Annotated in this window: 14 protein-coding genes; 6 read left to right on the top strand and 8 right to left on the bottom strand. The window is 72.3% G+C overall.

Going from position 1 to position 20,248, the window contains the following annotated elements:
- Positions 1 to 187: 187 nt before the first annotated feature.
- Positions 188 to 2,314 carry a type IIA DNA topoisomerase subunit B gene (locus LG324_RS13465; protein ID WP_404348651.1) on the top strand — a complete coding sequence of 709 codons (2,127 nt, stop codon included), beginning with the start codon at positions 188 to 190 and terminating at the stop codon, positions 2,312 to 2,314.
- A 135-nt stretch (positions 2,315 to 2,449) separates the two neighbouring features.
- Positions 2,450 to 3,895, top strand: a complete 1,446-nt coding sequence (locus tag LG324_RS13460; protein WP_404348649.1) for an APC family permease — start codon at positions 2,450 to 2,452, stop codon at positions 3,893 to 3,895.
- Here the strand turns inward: LG324_RS13460 and LG324_RS13455 are convergent.
- The 6 genes from LG324_RS13455 to LG324_RS13430 all read right to left on the bottom strand — a co-directional run bounded on the left by LG324_RS13455 (position 3,888) and on the right by LG324_RS13430 (position 11,693).
- Positions 3,888 to 4,949, bottom strand: coding sequence for a LacI family DNA-binding transcriptional regulator (locus tag LG324_RS13455; protein ID WP_404348647.1), 1,062 nt, complete (start codon positions 4,947 to 4,949; stop codon positions 3,888 to 3,890). The genes LG324_RS13460 and LG324_RS13455 overlap by 8 nt on opposite strands.
- Positions 4,918 to 5,886, bottom strand: coding sequence for a carbohydrate ABC transporter permease (locus LG324_RS13450; protein ID WP_404348645.1), 969 nt, complete (start codon positions 5,884 to 5,886; stop codon positions 4,918 to 4,920). Before LG324_RS13450 ends, LG324_RS13455 begins: the two co-directional genes overlap by 32 nt.
- On the bottom strand, positions 5,886 to 6,911 hold the full coding sequence (locus LG324_RS13445; protein ID WP_404348644.1) for a carbohydrate ABC transporter permease: 1,026 nt from the start codon (positions 6,909 to 6,911) through the stop codon (positions 5,886 to 5,888). The genes LG324_RS13450 and LG324_RS13445 overlap by 1 nt, the downstream gene beginning before the upstream one ends.
- A gap of 86 nt (positions 6,912 to 6,997) precedes the next feature.
- On the bottom strand, positions 6,998 to 8,377 hold the full coding sequence (locus LG324_RS13440; protein WP_404348641.1) for an ABC transporter substrate-binding protein: 1,380 nt from the start codon (positions 8,375 to 8,377) through the stop codon (positions 6,998 to 7,000).
- A gap of 172 nt (positions 8,378 to 8,549) precedes the next feature.
- Positions 8,550 to 10,994, bottom strand: a complete 2,445-nt coding sequence (locus LG324_RS13435) for a DNA topoisomerase (ATP-hydrolyzing) subunit A (protein ID WP_404348639.1) — start codon at positions 10,992 to 10,994, stop codon at positions 8,550 to 8,552.
- A gap of 93 nt (positions 10,995 to 11,087) precedes the next feature.
- Positions 11,088 to 11,693 (bottom strand): nitroreductase family protein, encoded by a 606-nt coding sequence (locus LG324_RS13430; RefSeq protein ID WP_404348636.1) that lies wholly within the window; start codon positions 11,691 to 11,693, stop codon positions 11,088 to 11,090.
- A gap of 53 nt (positions 11,694 to 11,746) precedes the next feature.
- Here LG324_RS13430 and LG324_RS13425 point away from each other — a divergent pair, with 53 nt between their 5' ends.
- Positions 11,747 to 14,410 (top strand): GNAT family N-acetyltransferase, encoded by a 2,664-nt coding sequence (locus LG324_RS13425; protein ID WP_404348634.1) that lies wholly within the window; start codon positions 11,747 to 11,749, stop codon positions 14,408 to 14,410.
- Between the two features lie 6 nt (positions 14,411 to 14,416).
- Here LG324_RS13425 and LG324_RS13420 read toward each other — a convergent pair whose 3' ends face one another.
- Complete coding sequence (locus LG324_RS13420) at positions 14,417 to 16,039, bottom strand: hypothetical protein (RefSeq protein ID WP_404348632.1); 1,623 nt, start codon at positions 16,037 to 16,039, stop codon at positions 14,417 to 14,419.
- A 144-nt stretch (positions 16,040 to 16,183) separates the two neighbouring features.
- Here LG324_RS13420 and LG324_RS13415 point away from each other — a divergent pair, with 144 nt between their 5' ends.
- From LG324_RS13415 to LG324_RS13405, 3 genes are read left to right on the top strand one after another with little or no spacing between them, the layout of a single operon-like run.
- On the top strand, positions 16,184 to 16,774 hold the full coding sequence (locus LG324_RS13415) for a DUF5998 family protein (protein ID WP_036830325.1): 591 nt from the start codon (positions 16,184 to 16,186) through the stop codon (positions 16,772 to 16,774).
- A 2-nt stretch (positions 16,775 to 16,776) separates the two neighbouring features.
- Positions 16,777 to 17,910, top strand: coding sequence for an alkaline phosphatase family protein (locus LG324_RS13410; protein WP_404348630.1), 1,134 nt, complete (start codon positions 16,777 to 16,779; stop codon positions 17,908 to 17,910).
- 11 nt (positions 17,911 to 17,921) lie between these two features.
- A complete protein-coding gene (locus tag LG324_RS13405) occupies positions 17,922 to 18,599 on the top strand; it encodes a thymidine kinase (RefSeq protein WP_030528987.1) in 678 nt (225 codons plus the stop codon).
- A gap of 418 nt (positions 18,600 to 19,017) precedes the next feature.
- On the opposite strand, the gene sepH is transcribed toward LG324_RS13405, so the two are convergent.
- Positions 19,018 to 20,160, bottom strand: coding sequence for a septation protein SepH (gene sepH / locus LG324_RS13400; protein ID WP_404348627.1), 1,143 nt, complete (start codon positions 20,158 to 20,160; stop codon positions 19,018 to 19,020).
- Between the last annotated feature and the right edge of the window lie 88 nt (positions 20,161 to 20,248).

Below are 20,248 nucleotides of genomic sequence, written 5' to 3'. Positions count from 1 at the left end.
ACCCTGTGTGGATCGGCAGGCGTTGCAACAGTCAAGCACGCCGTTTGCTTCCCGGGGCGGAGGGGGTGTCGAACTGACCGGGCGGTGTCGAGATCGTGATCTTTCGACCGACCCCCCGGACGCGTCGGCACCGGGCCCTGCGGTGCGCCTGTCGGGGGCCGTCGGGGCCGCCGGATACCCTGCGGACGTGCCTGCGACCGCTGCCAAGAAGACCGCGACGAGCAAGTCCGCGACCGAGTACACCGCCCACCACCTCCAGGTCCTCGAGGGCCTCGAGGCGGTGCGCAAGCGTCCCGGCATGTACATCGGGTCCACCGACTCCCGCGGCCTCATGCACTGCCTGTGGGAGATCATCGACAACGCGGTCGACGAGGCCCTCGGCGGCTTCTGCGACCGGGTCGAGGTCATCCTCCACGGCGACGGCTCGGTCGAGGTCCGCGACAACGGCCGCGGCGTCCCCGTCGACATCGAGCCGCGCACCGGCCTGACCGGCGTCGAGCTCGTCTACACGCGCCTGCACGCGGGCGGCAAGTTCGGCGGCGGCTCGTACACGGCCTCAGGAGGCCTCCACGGCGTCGGCGCCTCCGTCGTCAACGCCCTCTCCTCCCGGCTCGACGTCGAGGTCGACCGCGCCGGCAAGACCTACGCGATGAGCTTCCGCCGCGGCGAGCCGGGTGTCTTCTCCGACGTCGCGGGCGCCCAGGGCCGCAAGGACCCGGAGCACGAGTTCACCCCCTACACCGCCACGAGCGACCTCGAGGTCGTCGGCAAGCCCAAGCGCGGGGTCACCGGCACGCGCGTGCGCTACTGGGCCGACCGGCAGATCTTCCTCAAGGACGCCGGGCTCGACCTCGAGGGCCTGCTCGGCCGCGCCCGGCAGACCTCCTTCCTCGTCCCCGGCCTGACCATCGTCGTCCGCGACGAGCGCGGCGAGGAGCCGACCGAGGAGGTCTTCCTCCACGACGGCGGCATCTCCGAGTTCTGCGAGTACCTCGCCGCCGACGCCCCGGTCACCGACGTCTGGCGCCTCCAGGGCACCGGGACCTTCACCGAGACGGTGCCCGTCCTCGACGCCGCCGGCCACATGACCCCGACCGACGTCGAGCGCGAGTGCGTCGTCGACGTCGCGGTGCGCTGGGGCAGCGGCTACGACACGACGCTGCGCTCCTTCGTCAACATCATCGCCACGCCGAAGGGCGGCACCCACGTCGCCGGCTTCGAGCAGTCGCTGCTCAAGGTGCTGCGCAAGCAGGTCGAGGCCAACGCCCGCCGGCTCAAGGCGGGCACCGACAAGCTCGAGAAGGACGACGCGCTCGCCGGCCTCACCGCCGTCGTCACCGTCCGCCTCGCCGAGCCGCAGTTCGAGGGCCAGACCAAGGAGGTCCTCGGCACGGCCGCGGTCCGCCAGATCGTCTCGCGCGTCGTCGAGCGTGAGCTCACCGCGCTGCTCACCGAGACCAAGCGCCCCACCAAGCAGCAGGCCGCGACCCTCCTCGAGAAGGTCGTCGCCGAGATGAAGTCGCGGATCAGCGCGCGGATGCACAAGGAGACCCAGCGCCGGAAGACCGCGCTGGAGTCGTCCTCGCTCCCGGCCAAGCTCGCCGACTGCCGCAGCAGCGACCCCGAGCACACCGAGCTGTTCATCGTCGAGGGCGACAGCGCGCTCGGCACCGCGAAGCTCGCCCGCAGCAGCGACCACCAGGCCCTCCTGCCGATCCGCGGGAAGATCCTCAACGTCCAGAAGGCCTCGGTCACCGACATGCTCGGCAACGCCGAGTGCGCCTCGATCATCCAGGTCATCGGCGCCGGCTCCGGGCGCACCTTCGACCTCGAGTCGGCGCGCTACGGCAAGGTCATCATCATGACCGACGCCGACGTCGACGGCGCCCACATCCGGACCCTCCTGCTCACCCTCTTCTTCCGCTACATGCGCCCGCTCGTCGAGGCCGGCCGGGTCTTCGCCGCGGTGCCGCCGCTGCACCGCATCGAGGTCGTCAACCCCGGCAGCAAGGCCAACGAGGTCATCTACACCTACTCCGAGGCCGAGATGCGCCGGACGATGGCCTTGCTCGCCAAGCGCGGCAAGAAGACCAAGCCGCTCCAGCGCTACAAGGGCCTCGGCGAGATGGACGCCGACCAGCTCGCGGAGACGACGATGGACCCCGCCCACCGCACGCTGCGCAAGGTGACCCTCGGCGACCTCGACACCGCCGGCAAGGTCTTCGAGCTGCTCATGGGTGGCGAGGTCGGGCCGCGCAAGGACTTCATCATCGAGAGCGCCGGCGCGCTCGACCGCGAGCGCATCGACGCCTGAGCGGGGTCGCCACGCCCCGCGCCACCCTCGACGCGACCACGGCGCTCCCGCGCGCCCTGTTGCCGCTGCCCCGACGCTGGGCCATGGTGGGCGGAGCGACGCCGGACCGGAGGCGTCCCGCAGAGGGGACCGACGATGAGCACCGAGGTGGAGCAGGGCCGGGTCGCGGGCGAGGAGCCCACGGAGCTCAAGCGGGTGATGGGGCCGAAGCTGCTCCTGCTGTTCATCGTCGGGGACATCCTCGGCACCGGCGTCTACGCGCTGACCGGCGAGGTCGCCGCGGAGGTCGGCGGCGCGGCGTGGGTGCCCTTCCTCGTCGCGTTCGTCATCGCGACGATCACCGCGTTCTCCTACCTCGAGCTCGTGACGAAGTACCCGCAGGCCGCGGGCGCCGCCCTGTACACGCACAAGGCGTTCGGGCTGCACTTCGTCACCTTCATCGTCGCCTTCACCGTCATGTGCTCCGGCATCACGAGCGCGTCGACGGCCTCGCGGGCCTTCGCGGCGAACTTCGCCAAGGGCTTCGGTCTCGACAGCGGCAACGCGACGCTCGTCATGGCGATCGCGCTGCTGTTCATGGGCCTGGTCGCCCTCGTCAACTTCCGCGGGGTGGGGGAGTCGGTCAAGGCGAACATCGTCCTCACCTGCGTCGAGCTCTCCGGCCTCCTGCTCGTCATCATGGTCGGCTTCTACGCCCTGGTCGCCGGCCGCACCGACTTCAGCCGGACGGTCGTCTTCGACAGCCCCGGCGACAAGAACGCCTTCCTCGCCGTCACGGCCGCCACCTCGCTCGCGTTCTTCGCGATGGTGGGCTTCGAGGACTCGGTCAACATGGCCGAGGAGACCAAGGACCCGGTCCGCAACTTCCCGAAGATGATGCTCACCGGCCTCGGCATCACCGGCGCCATCTACGTCCTCGTCGCGCTCTTCGCCGTCGCGATCGTCCCGGTCGGTGAGCTGTCGAGCGGTGACACCCCGCTGGTCACCGTCGTCGAGACCGCGGCACCGGACATCCCCATCTCGACCCTGCTGCCGTTCATCTCGATGTTCGCCGTCGCCAACTCGGCCCTCATCAACATGCTCATGGCCAGCCGCCTGCTCTACGGCATGGCCCGCCAGGAGGTCCTGCCGCCCTTCCTCGGCAAGGTGCACCGCGGCCGGCAGACCCCGTGGGCGGCCATCCTCTTCACGACGGCCATCGCCGTCGGGCTCATCGTCGTCGTGACGCAGAACGCGGAGGGCCAGGTCATCTCGGCCCTCGGGGGCACCACGGCGCTGCTGCTGCTCGGGGTCTTCACGATCGTCAACGTCTGCGTGCTCGTCCTGCGCCGGGACCGGATCGACCGGACGCACTTCGTCGCGCCGACCGTCCTGCCGGTGATCGGCGCGCTGCTCTGCGCGTTCTTCGTCGGCCCCTGGACGGGCCGCGACGGGCTCCAGTACCAGATCGCCGGGTGGCTGCTCTCGATCGGCGTCGTCCTCTGGGCCGTCACGTGGTTCGCCAACCGTGCGATCCGCGGGAAGAAGACCTACCTGCGCGACCCCGAGGACCTCGCGGAGTCCGAGGGCAGCGTCAACTGACCGGGACGGGGCCGGTCGACTCGCGCACGACGAGCTCGGTCGGCATGACGACCTGCTCGAGCGCCGGCTCCTCGCCGGTCAGCGCGCGCAGGAGCAGCACCGCGGCCTCGCGGCCCTGCGCGGCGACGTCCTGGCGCACGGTCGTCAGGCCGAGGACGCCGGAGAGCACGTAGTCGTCGATCCCGATGACCGACAGGTCCTCCGGGACGCGCAGGCCGCCCTTGCGGGCGCTCTCGCGCACCCCGATGGCCATCTCGTCGGACGCGGCGACGACGGCGGTCGGGCGCTCGGCGTGGGAGAGGAGGATCGCGCTGTCGCGGGCCGCGGCCTCGGCGGTCCAGTCCGAGCCGAGGATCCAGTCCTCGACGACCTCGAGGCCGGCCTCGGCCATCGTCGCGCGGAAGGCCGTGAGGCGGTCCTGCGGCGTCTGGACGTGCGCGACGTTGCGGGGCACGTCGCCGATGTAGCCGATCCGGCGGTGCCCGAGGGAGATGAGGTGCTCGACGGCGGTGCGCATCGTCGCACCGTCGTCGATGCGCACGCAGGCGCGGCCGGGGACCGCGGAGCCGATGGCGACGAGCGGGAGGCCGAGCCGGTCGACGAGGTCGACCTCCTCCTGCTCCATCGGCACATTGAGGGTGATCACGCCGTCGACCCGCTTCCAGAGCATGTTCTGGGTCAGCGGGAGGCGCTGGTCGTAGCTGTCGTCCTCGAGGTCGAAGAGGATCGCGTGGTGCCCGTGCGAGCGCAGCTCCTTCTCGATGGCGCTCACGAGGGTCGCGAAGAACCAGCGGGTGAGGAACGGCGCGACGACGGCGACGACCCTCGTGCGCCCGGAGGCGAGGGACGTCGCCGTCGGCGACGCGACGTAGTGCAGCTCCTCGGCGACCTCGAGGACCCGCTGCCGGGTCTCGGGGGAGACCCGGTCCAGGCCCCGGAGCGCGCGGGAGACCGTGGCCACGGAGACCCCGGCCGCCCGCGCGACGTCCGTGATGGTGCTGATGACGTTCTCCTCGGTCCGGTCAGCCCTTCGTGCCGCCGGCCAGCAGCCCACGGACGAAGTACCGCTGGAGGCTGAGGAACACGATCACCGGGAAGGCGATCGAGATGAACGCGGCTGCCGACATCAGGTACCACCGGTTGCCGAGGGTGCCGCTGATGTTGTTGAGCACCATCGTCAGTGGGGCAAGGCTCCCCTCGCCCGCGTTGCCGCCCAGCATGGTGATGGCGACGAGGAGGTCGTTCCAGACCCAGAGGAACTGGAAGATGCCGAACGACGCGAGGGCGGGCGTGATGAGGGGCAGGAGCACCTGGAAGAAGATGCGGACGTGGCCGGCACCATCGACCCTGGCCGCCTCGAGCAGGGAGGCCGGGATCTCCTTCATGAAGTTGTGCAGGAGGAAGACGGCCAACGGCAGCGCGAACGCGCTGTGCGACAACCAGAGTGCCCAGTAAGTGCCGTTGATCCCGATCTGCTGGTACATCGTGACGAGCGGGAGCAGCGCGATCTGCAGGGGCACGATCTGCAGAGCGAAGACCGCGACGAACAGCGCGTTGCGGAAGGGGAACTCGATCCAGGCGAAGGCGTACGCCGCGAGCGAGGCGAGCAGGAGCGGCAGGAAGACCGCCGGGATGGCGATGACGAAGCTGTTGACGATGAAGTCGGTCAGCGGAGGCTGGCCTTCGGCGCCACCGAGCACCTGCGAGTAGTTGTCGAGGGTGAAACCGGTGGAGAAGGCGTGCCACCAGCCGGTCTCCTGGATGTCCTTCTGGTCACGGAAGGAGGTGACCAGCAGGCCCAGGGTGGGAGTGGTCCACGCGAGGGCGAGGACGATGGCGATGCCCGACGCCCAGGGGGAGGTGACGGCTCGGGCCGCGTTGCCCGCGGCCGACTTCTTGCGCCTGCGTCCGGCGGGGGTGTCGAGGTGGACGTCGGACGCGGCGTCGGCGACCTTCCCGGTGACCGGAGGGGGAGGGGTGGCGGTGCTCATCAGGCGTCCTTCCGCAGCTGGATGACGTTGAAGACGATGATCGGGGAGACGAGCAGGAAGATGACGATGGCGATCGCCGCGCCGAGGCCGGGCTGCTGGGTGACGAAGGAGCGGTTGTAGAACTCGTTCGCGAGGATCGAGTCGCCGAACTTGCCGCCCGAGGACGCCTGGACGATGTCGAAGGCCTTGAGCGTGCCGATGGCGATCGTCGTGAGGACGACGATGACCGAGGGGCGGATGCTCGGGAGGGTGACGAACCGGAACATCTGCAGGCCCTTGACGCCGTCGAGCTTGGCGGCCTCGATGATGTCGTCGGGGATGGCCTTGATGGCGGCCGACAGCACGGTCATCGCGAACCCGGCCTGGATCCAGATCATGATGGCGATGAGCGAGAAGGTGTTGCCGGGAGCGTTGCCGATGAAGTCGATGGGATCCATGCCGAGCTTCGTGATGATCGCGTTGAGCAGACCGACCTGCTGCGAGCCGGGGTCGCCGTTGTAGAAGTAGACGAACTTCCAGATGAGCGTCGCGCCGACCATCGAGATGGCCATCGGCAGGAAGATCAGGGCCTTGGCGACGGCCTCGCCCCTGGCGCGGTCGATGAGGATCGCGTAGAGCAGCCCGACGCTGGTGGCGAAGAGGGGGACCAGGATGACCCACAGCGCCGTGTTGCGAAACACCTCCGGCAGACCGGGGGTGGTCCAGAGGGCCGTGAAGTTGTCGAAGCCGACGAACTTGCCGCGGGTGCGCGGAGTGCCGAAGTTGAGGTCGAAGAACTTGCCGGAGTAGAAGGCCCGGCGGATCGTCAGGATCGCCGGGTAGATCAGCGCGATCGCGATGAAGAAGAGCGTGGGCCCGACGAACGCAACCGCCTGGACCTTCTCTCCTCGACGCCCCTTGAAGAGCGAGGCGAGGAGCAGGATGCCGCCGAACACGGCGGCGAAGACGACCAGGCCGAGGACCATCGTCCCGAGCCGTGATGCGGCGCCGCCGGCGTCCGCGGCGATGACTGACGTGGCGAACATGCACACCTCCGGATGCTGGGGACGACCGGTGGGCGGGGCTGGGCCCCGCCCACCGGCGCCAGGGACTTCCTACGTGCTGACCGGGGTCAGCTCGTCGGCCAGGACTTCTCGATGTTGTCGAGGGTCGTCGTGTCGTCCTGACCCTTGATCCAGTTGGTCATCTCCGACCAGAAGGTGCCCGCGCCGACCGCGCTAGGCATCATGTCCGAGCCGTCGAACCGGAAGACGGCCGCCGGGTCCTGGAGGATCTTCGCCGACTGCTGGTCGATCGGGGAGACGAGGTTGTTCGGGTCGAGGCCCTTGTTGGCGCTGACCCAGCCGCCACCGGTCGTGGCCTTCGCCTTGGCGTTGGCCCAGTCGGGCGACGCGAGGAACGCGGCGAACGCCTTGACCTCGGGGGCGTCACGGAAGGTGGCCACGAACTCGCCACCGCCGAGGACCGGCTTGGTGGAGGCGTCCACGCTCGGCAGGTAGAAGGCCCAGACGTCGCCGTCCTCGGCGACCTTGGTCCCCTCTGGCCAGTTGGAGGCGTAGAACGACGCCTGGCGGTGCATGTAGCACTTGCCCTTGAGGATCGGCTGGCCGCCGTCCTGGAAGGTCGTCGTGGCGATCGTCGACGGGGCGCCGAACCCGCCGTTCGTGTACTTGGCGTCCTTGAGGATGGCGCCGACCTTGCCGAGCGCCTCGGCGACCTTGGGGTCGTTGAACGGGATCTTGTGCTCGACCCACTGGTCGTAGGTGTCGGCGCCGGCCGTGCGCAGCAGCACGTCCTCGACCCAGTCGGTGCCGGGCCAGCCGGTGGCCGTGCCCGAGCCGAACCCGGCGCACCACGGCTTGGCGGACGGGTCGTCGGCGGCGATCTTGGCCGTGAGGGTCATCAGCTCGTCCCACGTGGTGGGGACGGTGTAGCCCTTGTCCGCGAACATCTTCGGGGAGTACCAGACGTAGGACTTCACGTTCGCGCCGAGCGGGGCGGCGTAGAGCGTGCCGTCGACGGAGCCGTACTTGCGCCAGGACTCACCGAAGTACTGGTCGACCTCCTTGCCGACGGTCTCGCTGGCGGGGATGGCCTTGCCGGTGTCGACCATCGTCTGGAGGAGGCCGGGCTGGGGGATGAAGGCGACGTCCGGCAGGTTGCCGCTCTGTGCACGCTGCGGGAGGTTCTTCTCGAAGTCCTTGTCACCTTCGTACTTGATGGTGACGCCGGTGCAGTCCTCGAAGGCCTTGTACGAGGCCTTGTGGGACGCATCCTCGGGCGTGACGATCGATGTGTAGATGCTCACTGACTTGCCCTGGAGCTGGGACTTCATGTCACACCACTTGCTGTAGTCCGTGGTGTCGGGGGAGCTGCCGTCGCCGGAGCCGCCGTCGCCGGAGCCCGAGCTGGAACCGCACGCCGCGGTCACGAGCGACATCGCGGCGATACCGACGAACGCCGCCGCCTTGCGCTTCGAGTTGAGGGCCATTGCCCGCCTCGCTTTCACTGGGTCGCACCGAGGCGGGATGCCTCGGCGGTGAGGGGAACCGGGAGTAACGTAAAAGCGTTTACACATGCGGGTCAACGCCCTGTCGAGCGTGTGCGGTAACGATTGCGTAACACGGCCGTCGCCCGAGTGGCGATCCGGCCGCTCGTGGGCCCTAGCGGACGGGCGCGCCGATGCCCGCGACGACCGTGGGGTGCGGCGCGCCGGAGCCGTCGCGCCTCCCGCTCGCGGCGGGCAGCTCGAGCGCGACGCCGCCGGCACCCGACGCGCGGGCCGGCAGCGCGCCGACCCAGGCGAGGACGAGCGTGTCCTCGCCGCGCAGGAACCGGTGTGCCCGCACGCCGCCGGTTGCCCGGCCCTTCGCCGGGTACTCGGTGTACGGCGCGACCTTGAGCGAGCCCGGCTGGGTGCCCGGCAGCGCGTCCGACGAGCCGGACGAGGTGACGACGACGTTCTCGGCAGCCGGGTCGACCGCCCCGAAGAAGACCGCAGACGCCCTGGGGGAGAGGCGGATCCCCGCCATGCCGCCGGCGGCGCGACCCTGCGGCCGGACGGACGACGCGGGGAAGCGCAGCAGCTGCGCGTCGCTCGAGACGAAGACGAGGTCCTCGGCGCCGTCGCGCAGCTCGACCGCGCCGACAACGGCGTCGCCGTCCTTGAGCGAGACGACCTCCCAGTCGGGGCTCTTCGGGTACTCGGGCACGACGCGCTTGACGACGCCCTGTGCCGTGCCGAGCGCGAGGCCCGGGCCGTCGGGGTCGAGCGAGACGATGGTCAGCGGCTCCTCGCCGCGCGGCAGGTCGACGTACACGGCGAGCGGCGCGCCCCCCGAGAGGCTGGGGGAGCCGCCGAGCGGCGGCAGCGCCGGCAGCTCGAGCGCGGACATCCGGACCATCCGGCCGCGCGACGTGACGAGCGCGAACTCGCCCCTCGCGGTGGTGCGCACGGCCCCGATGATCGCGTCGTGCTTGGCGCGCGGGCCGTCGGCGGGGATCGGGTCCGCGGAGGAGGTGCGGGCGAGCAGGCCGGTCGAGGAGAGGAGGACCCAGCACGGGTCGTCGCTCACCTCGAGCGGCGTGGTCTGCGTGAGCGGCGTGCCGGCCGACTCCAGCAACACCGTGCGGCGGGGCGTGCCGTGCGCCTTGGCGACGTCGGCGAGCTCGCCGGAGACGGTGCGGCGCAACAGCTTCTCGTCGGCGAGGATGGCCTCGAGCTCCTCGATGAGGCGCTTGAGCTCGTCGCGCTCGGCCTCGAGCTCGATGCGCGAGAACTTCGTGAGCCGACGTAGCTGGAGCTCGAGGATGTACTCGGCCTGGACCTCGGAGAGGTCGAAGACGTCGATGAGCCGGGTGCGCGCGGCGGCGGCGTCGTCGCTGCCGCGGATCAGCTGGATGACCTCGTCGATGTCGAGGATCGCGACGAGCAGGCCCTCGACGAGGTGGAGCCGGTCCTTGCGCTTGCCGAGCCGGTACTCGGTGCGCCGGCGCACGACGTCGGTGCGGAACTGCACGTAGACGCGCAGCAGCTCCTTGAGCCCGAGGGTCTGCGGCTGGCCGTCGACGAGCGCGACGTTGTTGATGCCGAAGGAGTCCTCCATCGGCGTGTGCTTGTACAGCTGCTCGAGGACGGCCTCGGGGTTGAACCCGTTCTTGACCTCGAAGACCAGGCGCAGGCCGTTCTTGCGGTCGGTGAGGTCCTTGACGTCGGAGATGCCCTGGAGCTTCTTGGCCTGGACGAGGACCTTGACCCGCTCGATGACCTTCTCGGGGCCGACGAGGTAGGGCAGCTCGGTGACGACGATGCCCATCCGGCGCGGGGTGAGCTTCTCGACGCGGGCGGTGGCGCGGGTGAGGAACTTGCCGCGGCCGGTGAGGTAGGCGTCGCGGATGCCGTCGAGCCCGACGATCCGGCCGCCGCCGGGTAGGTCGGGGCCGGGGACGAACTTCATGAGGTCGTCGAGCGAGCAGTCGGGGTGGTCGAGGAGGTGGCGGGCGGCGCCGATCACCTCGACGAGGTTGTGCGGCGCCATGTTCGTCGCCATGCCGACGGCGATCCCGCTCGTGCCGTTGACGAGGAGGTTCGGGTAGGCCGCCGGCAGGACGCCGGGCTGCTCGAGGGAGTCGTCGTAGTTGGGGACGAAGTCGACGGTCTGCTCGTCGAGGCCGGTGACCATGAGCAGCGCGGCCGGGGCCATCCGGGCCTCGGTGTACCGGGAGGCGGCCGGGCCGTCGTCGAGGGAGCCGAAGTTGCCGTGGCCGTCGACGAGCGGCAGGCGCATCGTCCAGGGCTGGGCCAGGCGCACGAGGGCGTCGTAGATCGCCTGGTCGCCGTGGGGGTGGTACTTGCCCATGACCTCGCCGACGACGCGGGAGGACTTGACGTGCGGGCGCTCCGGACGCAGGCCGAGCTCGGACATCCCGTAGAGGATGCGCCGCTGGACCGGCTTGAGCCCGTCGCGGGCGTCGGGCAGCGCGCGGGAGTAGATGACGCTGTAGGAGTACTCGAGGAACGCGGTGCGCATCTCCTCCTCGACGTCGATGTCGACGACGGTGCCGAGGGAGTCCTCGGGGGGAGGCGGGGGAGTCGTGCGCTTGGCCATGGGGTGGCGGCCGTCCTCGTGCTCGTGCGGTGCGCCGGGGTCAGGACCCGGCAGGGGTCGCCCCCATCCTCACAAACGCCCCCGGCGGGGTCGTCACGACACTCCGAACCGGCCCCGGTGCAGCACCTCGTCGACCCCGCGGCGGCGGCGCGTGCGGGCCGACCCGGACACCCGCTCGGCCTCGTGGCCCAGGGCGACGACCCCGACGAGCCGGCGCCCGGCGGGCACGTCGAAGGCCGCCAGGACCTCGTCGTGGCGCTCGGCGGGCACGCCGAAGAACAGCGCCCCGAGCCCGCGGTCGACCGCGCCCAGCAGCACGAGCATCACCGCCATCGCCGTGTCGGTGTCCCAGTAGGGGACGGGCCAGCGAGCCGGGTCGCGGTCGGTCCACCCCTTGTCGGTCTCGGCGTAGCGGTCGAGGTAGGCGTCGGGATCGGACAGGCACAGCAGCAGGACCGGCGCGGCCGAGACGCCCCTCAGCCAGGCGTCGGGCGCGCCCCGGCCGGACGCCGCGGCCCAGTAGCGCTCGCGGTCGGCCGCGTCGGTCAGCGCGACGAAGTCCCACCCCTGGCTGAAGCCCGCGCTCGGCGCCCGGACGGCGAGCGCCACGAGGTCGCGGACCACCGCCTCCGGCACCGGCGCGTCGGGGTCGAACCGTCGGACCATGCGCCGTCGTCGGACGGCCTCGTCGAGCTCCACCCGGACAGTGTGCCCGTCACGCGCGGGCCGTCCGCGGGTGGCAGGATGGAGGCATGGTGGAGGCGACGCTCCCCCCGGGCTACCCCATCGCGTGGGAGGCCGACGTGGTGCTCCGCGACGGCACGGTGGCCAGCGTCCGGCCGATCCGCCCCGCCGACGGCGACGCCCTGCGGCGGTTCCACAACGCGCAGTCCGACGAGTCGATCTACCTGCGCTTCTTCGCGCCGCTGCGCCGCCTCTCCGACGCCGACGTCCACCGCTTCACGCACGTCGACTACACCGACCGCGTCGCGCTCGTCGTGACGATGCGCGAGGAGATCATCGGCGTCGGGCGCTTCGACCGGCTCGACGCCCGCAGCGCCGAGGTCGCGTTCAACATCAGCGACCACTACCAGGGCAAGGGCATCGGGTCGGTGCTGCTCGAGCACCTCGCGGCGATCGCCCGCGACGTCGGCATCGCCCGGTTCACCGCCGAGGTGCTGCCGCAGAACCGCAAGATGCTCGCCGTCTTCTCCGACGCCGGCTACGAGGTGGCGCGTCGGGTCGAGGACGGCGTCGTCGAGGTCGGCTTCGACATCGAGCCCACCGACCGCTCGCGCGCCGTCGAGATGAGCCGCGAGCACCGGGCGGAGGCGCAGAGCCTGCACTCGGTGCTCACCCCGGACACCATCGCCGTCGTCGGCGCGAGCCGGCGCACCGACACCTTCGGCGGGCAGCTGCTCGACCGTCTCCTGGAGTCGGGGTTCGCCGGGCGCGTCGTGCCGGTCAACCCGAGCTCGAAGAAGGTGCGCCGGCTGACCTGCTACCCGACCGTGCGCGACGTGCCCGGGACGGTCGACCTCGCCATCGTCGCGGTGCCCGCCGAGGCGGTGCTCGACGTCGTCGACGACTGCGCGGAGGTGGGCGTCAAGGCGCTGCTCGTCGTGTCCGCGGGCTTCGCCGAGGACGGCCCCGAGGGGGCCGCGCGGCAGGCCGAGCTCGTGCGGCGCGCCCGCGGCGCCGGGATGCGCGTCATCGGCCCGAACTCCTTCGGCATCATCAACAACGACCCCGAGGTCCGGCTCAACGCCACCCTCGCGCCGACGCTGCCGCCACCGGGCCGGCTCGGGCTCTTCGCGCAGTCGGGCGCGCTCGGCATCGCCGTGCTCGCGTCGGCCGCCCGGCGCAACCTCGGCATCTCGACGTTCGGCTCGGCCGGCAACCGGGCCGACGTGTCCGGCAACGACTTCATGCAGTACTGGATCGACGACGCGTCCACCGACGCGGTCGGCCTGTACCTGGAGTCGATGGGCAACCCGCGCAAGTTCTCGCGGATCGCGCGCAAGCTCGCGCTCATCAAGCCGGTCATCGTCGTCAAGTCCGGCGTCTCGCGCTTCGGGGTGCCGCCGGGGCACGAGGTGCGCGAGACCAAGGCCCGGCCCGAGGTGTTCCGGGCGATGCTCAACCAGGCCGGCGTCATCCGCGTCGAGAACGTCCACCAGCTCTTCGACGTCGGGCAGCTCGTCGTGCACCAGCCGCTGCCGGCGGGCGACCGCGTGGCCGTCGTCGGCAACTCCGCCGCCCTCGGGGCGCTGACCGGCGACGCCTGCGCCAGCTGGGGGCTGACCGTGGCGCACGGGCCGGTCAGCCTGCCGAGCGAGGCCTCGGCCGAGGACTTCCACGCCGCCCTGCGCCGCGCCTTCGAGGACCCCGGGGTCGACTCGGTCGTCTCGTGCTTCATCCCGCCGCTCGCGACCGGTGACGCCGACGTCGCCGCGGCCGTGCGCGCGGCGGCTGCCGACTCCGACAAGCCGTGCGTCGCCACCTTCCTCGGCCTGCGCGGCGTCGACGACCGCGGCTCGGTGACGGGCACCGGCGGTGAGGTGCGGGCCATCCCGGTCTACGCGATGCCGGAGGACGCCGTGCGCGCGCTCGCCGCCGCGACCCGGTACGGGCAGTGGCGGGCCCGCGACCACGGCACCCCGGTCGCGCCCGTCGGCATCAACCGACGCGTCGCGGAGGACGTCGTCGAGACGGTCCTGTCGGTGCACCCGAACGGCCGACGCCTGACCCACGACGAGGCCACCGCCCTGCTGTCGGCGTACGGGGTCGACCTCTGGGGGCAGCAGGAGGTCGCGACCGTCGAGGACGCCGTCGCCGCCGCCGAACGCGTGGGCTACCCGGTCGTCCTCAAGTCCGTCGCCCCGATGGTCCGCCACCAGGGCGGCTCGGGCGGCGTGCGCGTCGACCTCGACGGCGAGCGCTCGCTGCGCGCCGCCTGGGCCTCGCTCAGCGAGCGGCTCGCCCCGCTCCAGGCCGACCGCTTCGTCGTCCAGCGGATGGCCAGCCAAGGCGTCGCGTGCGTCGTCTCCTCCGACGAGGACCCGCTCTTCGGCCCGGTCATCGGCTTCTCGGTGGCCGGCCTGCCGACCGAGCTGCTCGGCGACGTCGCGTACCGCATCCCGCCGCTCACCGACGTGACCGTCTCCGAGCTCATCTCGTCGGTGAAGGCCGCGCCGGTGCTCCACGGCTACCGCGGGCAGACCCCCGTCCACCGCGCGGCGCTCGCGGACCTCATCGCCCGCATCTCCGTCCTCGCCGACGACATGCCCGAGATCGCCTCGCTCGTCCTCAACCCGGTCAACGCCCACCCCGGCGGGGTCGAGGTGCTGGGGGCCGAGATCTCCGTCGCGCCGGCGTCGCGCCGCATCGACCCGGGTCGCCGCTCGCTGACCTGAGGTGCGTCAGCCGGCGCGGGCCTGCGCGACGAGGTCGCGCCAGGTGAGCGTGGCCGTGCTCGTGCTCGACGCGGTGCCCACCGGCGACCCCCAGCGCAGCCGCCAGTCGGCCCGGTCCCCCTTGGAGTCGAAGACGTTGACGTGGTGCGCACCGTTGGCCGCGGCATAGGCGACGGCGTCGCGGAGCGCTCGCGACTTCCGCGGGGGGTCCCTGACGTCCTCGAGGTAGCCGAGCTCGCTGACCGACCAGGGCGTGCCGTGGCGGGCGGCGAAGTCGCGGACGAACGACATGAGGTACTCGGGGCGCCGCCAGTCGACGCCGTCGGTGTAGCCCGCGGGGCAGCACGCGGTCTGCGTCGCGTGCGGGAGGGCGTACACGTCGGCCGAGACGAGGTCGACGTGGCCGCCGTCGCGGGCGTCCGTGGGCCACCAGTCGTCCGGGGTGCTGCTCCACATCCCCTTGAACGTGATGTTCATGAGGACGAGGGCGACCATCCGCTGCCCGCCGTCGGCGGCGTCCTGCTCGTCGACGATCCGCTTCAGGGCGAGCAGGCCGGCGCGGTACTGCGCGGCGTCGAAGAGACCGGCGCCGTAGTTCTCGGGCTCGTGGTAGACCGTGAGGACGATGTCCTTCGGGGTCGTCGCCACGAACGCGCGGACCTGCTCGACCACGGGGTCGGACGGTGTCGAGAGCCGCTGGGGGAGAACCCGGAACGAGTACTCGAACCGCGCCCCCGGATGGGCCCGGTGGGCCGGGGTGTCCTGCCAGCGCGCGTAGCCGAAGCCGGAGTCGAACTCGCGGTACATGTCGACCGGCCCGACGGCCGCGTCGAACCACGGCCAGCTGCTCGAGGCCGCGCCGAGGAGCAGGCGGTCGGTGGGCGTGCCGTCGCCCGGCCCGCCGTCGCCCGGCGGCAGCAGCAGGGTCCAGGCCAGCGCGGTCGTGGCGGGCGTTGAGGTGGCCGACGCACCGGCCAGCGGCCCGCTCGGCACATCGGCGTGGTCGACCAGCAGCGCCGAGAAGCGCCCGCCGCCGGTCCCGATGGCCGCGTCCCGGGTCGTCGCCGAGGCCGGTCCGTCCCACCCCGTCGTCGTCGAGGACCGGTCGGCCCAGTACGAGACGGCCGTCTCGCCGCCGCCGGCCTGCACCGAGGGTGCGGGGTGCGAGGGTGACGCCGAGGTCTCGACGGAGCCGACCGCGGTGACCGTCCCGTCCGCAGCGACACCACGCCAGACGCCGAGGGTGAGGACCGCCTTGGCGTAGGTCGTGGCGTCGAACCGCACCCGGGCCCCGGCCTCGCCGCCCCCCGCCGTGCGCCGGTAGACCGTGGACGTGACGGAGGCGGTGCCGGTCGTCGCGACGGTCGTCCAGCCCGAGAGCCCCGTCGGCCCCGTCCACCGGACGCTCGTGGCCCGCGTGAGGACGAGCAGCATCGTGTCGCCGGCCAGGGTGCCCGCGGGGACGACGACCTCCTTGGCGCGCTGGGCCTGCGGCGCCGAGTGCGACGCGCCGACGAACGTCACGCCGGTGGCGGCCTCCGCCCGCCCGGGGACGAGGAACGAGGCCAGGAGCGCGACGAGCACGCCGAGCACCGCCGGACCGCGACGAGCACCCTGTCGGAGCCCCATGGTCACACCTCCCACCCCTGGACCCGCCGGCCCGGCCGACGGTGGATGAGAGTGTGCCCGTCGGCGGGGTGCCTGTCACCCCCCGGACGGACGGGTGGGCCGAGCGGCGTCGCCTGCGCCGCACGTCACGGCACAATGGGCGCCATGACCAGCGCCCACCACGCTCCCGCCCTCCCGGCGGACCTCATCGCCTCCATCGACCGGGCCGGCTACTTCCCGGCCCTCGTCGCGGACGTCGTCTCCGCGGCCCTCGGGAGCGAGCGCATCGACAACCACCTCGTGCACCTCGAGACGACGTTCGACCGCGACGTCGTCCGGCGGCACATCACGGTGCTGGTCCTCACGCCGACCCGGCTGCTCATCGCGCACGCCGACGACCACGCCGACGAGCCGCCGGCGCCGCAGGAGGTCGCGACGGCCACGACGGAGTCCATCCCGCTGTCGGCGGTCAAGGGCGTCATGCTCACCCACGTCGTCGAGAAGCCCGAGTCGTACGTGCCCGGCACGCTCGGCCGCGAGGTGACGCTGACCCTCGGCTGGGGCACCGTGGCCCGCATCGACATGGTGCCGGCCGCGTGCAGCGACCCCGACTGCGACGCCGACCACGGCTACGAGGGGACCATCACCGGCGACGACATCGCGCTGCGCATCTCGGCCGCGGCCGACGGCGACGACAAGCTGCAGCGGGCGCTGGCCTTCGCCCGCGACCTGTCCGGCGCCATCGGGCAGCGCTGAGCGTGCTGCTCCCCGCCGCGCCCGACTACGCCTCCGGCAGCCTCGCCGACGTCCTCCCGAGCGTGTGCGCGTCGCTCGGCGTGCCCGGTGCGGTCGGCGGACTGGGGCTGGCCCCGGCGCGGCGGGCCGTCGTCGTCCTCGTCGACGGGCTCGGGGCGGCGCAGCTCGCGCGGCGGCTCGGGCACGCCCCGTGGTTCCGGTCGCTCGCGGGCTCGACGCGGCGGGTGCCGGCCGGCTTCCCGTCGACCACCGCGACCTCGATGGGCACGTTCGGCACCGGCACGACGTCGGGCGCGCACGGGATGCTCGGGTACGAGGTGATGGTGCCGGGGGAGGACCGCGTCTTCAACGAGCTGTCGTGGGAGGACGGCCCGGTGCCGGAGCGCTGGCAGAGCCTGCCCACGTGGTTCGAGCGGGCCGAGGCCGACGGGGTCGCGGTGACCCGCATCGGCCCGGCGTTCTTCGACGGCTCGGGCCTCACGCAGGCCGCGCTGCGCGGCGGCCGGTTCCGGGCCGCCGACGCGCTCCCTGCCCGGGTCGACGCCGCCCTGGCCGCCGTGCGCTCGGCACCCCGCTCGCTCGTCTACCTCTACTGGGGCGAGGTCGACAAGCTCGGCCACGTCCACGGGCCCGAGTCCTTCGAGTGGACGACCGAGCTCGAGGCCGTCGACCGCGAGCTCTCGCGCCTCGCCGCCCGGCTGCCCGACGACACCTCCCTCACCGTCACCGCGGACCACGGGATGGTCCTCTGCCCGCAGGAGACCCGCCTCGACGTCGCCCGCGAGCCCGGGATGCTCGACGGCGTGCACCTGCTGGGCGGGGAGCCGCGCGCGACCCACGTCTACTGCCGCCCCGGGGCCGCCGTCGACGTCGCCGCCGCGTGGTCGGCGTGGCTGGGGGAGCGCGCGAGCGTCGTCCACCGCGCCGACGCCGTGGCCGCGGGATGGTTCGGGACGGTCGACCCGGCGCACCTGCCCCGCATCGGCGACCTCGTCGTCGTCGCGCACGACGACTTCTGCCTCGTCGACTCCGCGCGGATGCGCCCGCAGCTGCTCGCGCTCGCGGGGATGCACGGGGCGCTGACCGCCGAGGAGCTCGACGTGCCGGTGGTCCACGCGCCGGCCCGCGTCGCCTAGGGTGTTCGCCCGTGGCGGATCTGGTGTTCTTCTCGGGGACGATGGACTGCGGCAAGTCGACGCTTGCCCTGCAGATCGACCACAACCAGCGCGCCCGCGACCGGCAGGGCATCATCTTCACGAAGCTGGACCGGGCGGGGGAGTCGGTGCTGTCCTCGCGCCTCGGGCTCGAGACGAGCGCCGTCGAGGTCGGTGACGACCTCGACTTCTGGGACGTCGTCGTCGAGCGGCTGACGGCCGGTGGGCGGGTCGACTACGTCATCTGCGACGAGGCGCAGTTCTACACCCCGCGCCAGGTCGAGCAGCTGGCCCGGCTCGTCGACGAGCTCGGGATCGCGGTGACGGCGTTCGGCATCACCGCCGACTTCCGGACCGAGCTCTTCCCGGGCTCGCGCCGCTTCATCGAGCTCGCGGACCGGGTCGAGGTGCTCCAGGTCGAGGCGCTCTGCTGGTGCGGGCGCCGGGCCACGCACAACGCGCGCATCGTCGACGGCGTCATGGTCGTCGAGGGCGCGCAGGTCGTCGTCGGCGACACCGCGGCCGCGAGCGAGGGGCTCGTCGAGTACGAGGTGCTGTGCCGCCGCCACCACATGCGCCGGATGAACAGCCACGCGGCCCGGCAGGCGTCGCCCACCCCCGACACGCTCCCGTTCGACCTCGACGCCTGCCCGGTCCCGCCACCCGCCTGACCGCGCCGGCCCCACCTGCCCCTCGCGCCTCAACATTTCGGGGTCACCCCGAAATGTCCACGAGACACGAGCTCGGAGCCGGGGTCTCGCGGACGAACCGGGGTCTCGCCGTGCCGGGTAGGTCTCGCAATGCCGAGGTGGACTTGCGGTGCCGGCGTGGTCTCGCGGTGCCGGGGTGTCATGGCGGGTCGGCGAGGCGAGGCAGGGCGGCAGAGCGAGGTCAAGTGGTCCAGCTGGGTGGAGGTATTTCGCCGATGCTGGAGAGCGGCCGGATACCTCGAACCGTTGGAGCGTCGTGGCATCGAGGTGAAACGCGACCGCGAGAGGGTCTGGTTTCACCTCGAACCGCCGGGAGCCGTGCTGGGTCGAGGTGAAACCCGACCGCGAGAGGGACTTCTTTCACCTCGAACCGCCGGGGTCAGGAGGGGCCGGACCCCTTCGTGCCGAAGACGATGTCGTCCCAGCTCGGGACGCTCGGACGGCCCTTGCGGCCGGCCGACGGACGCGCCGAGGCGGCCGGCGACTCCGCGGGATCGGGCTGCGGCGTCTCGGGCTCGGGAGCGGGGGAGACCGGTGCCTCGCGGACGGCGCGCTCGGCCTCGGCCTCCTCGCGGGCGTCGTCCTCGGGCCAGCCGCCGACGAGCGCGGTCGACGTCGTCGGCTCCTCGAGGTGCTCCTGGACCGGCTTGCGGGCGCGGGCGGCGGGCGGCGGCGGCGCGAGGACCGGGTCCTGGGCCAGCTCCTCGATGGGCAGCGCGTCGGGGCGGCCGTCGTCCTCGCCGGGCGTGTGCGTCGGGGAGGTGCGCCGCTTCGAGCGCCGGCCCCGCGCGCTGTGCTCGCGCATCGCGGCCATGAGGTCGATCGGCTCGTGCGGCTCGCGGGCCCGCGGCGCGGATGACCCGCCCGCGCGCTCGATGCCGCCGTCGGCGTCGACGTCGTAGACGTCGAGGTCGCCCGGGGTCGGTGCGCGGTGCGGGGCGGGCAGCAGGCCGGAGGTCGTGTCCTCGCTCAGCCAGCGTGCCTCGTCGTTGGTCGGGGTGACGGAGCCGCCGAGCGGCTCGTACAGCCAGGTGGCGGTGCGGCGGCGGCCACCGGCGGCGAAGACCATCGAGACCTGCCAGACGCCCTCGTCGTCACGGGCGGAGTCCCACTCGACGTCGTCGCGGTCGACGTCGCGGTCGCGCAGGCGCTCGGCGACGCGCTCCTCGAGGGTCACCGGGGCCGGGCCACGGGTGCCGACGGCGCAGCGGCGGGCGACGCGGGCGACGTGCTCGCGCTCGGCGAGGATCGGGCCCTCGAAGCGGTGCACCTTCTCGACCGGCCAGCCCGAGCGCTCGGCGACCTCCTCGGCGGACAGGCCGCGCCGGATGAGCGCCTGCACCTCGCGCGGGCGCATCCCGCCGGACATCTCGATCTGGAGCTGCCCGAGCCGGGGCCGGTCGCGCCGGGCGGCGGCACGCAGCGGCTCGTCGAGCGGCAGCCGGTAGCGACCACCGTCGGCGTCCGCGAGCAGGAGGTGCTGACCGTCCTCGTGGACGCCGATGAGGCGAAGGTCCTGCATGTCCGTACTCCCGGGTCGCTGGTCGTCAGGATGACGATGCCACCCTCGCGCATGTCGAGGGTGGAGCCCACGCCGGGTGTCCGTCGAT

The sequence above is a fragment of the Phycicoccus jejuensis genome, assembly GCF_044797865.1.
Classification (GTDB): domain Bacteria; phylum Actinomycetota; class Actinomycetes; order Actinomycetales; family Dermatophilaceae; genus Phycicoccus; species Phycicoccus jejuensis.
This window is presented reverse-complemented; position numbering and strand designations above follow the sequence as displayed.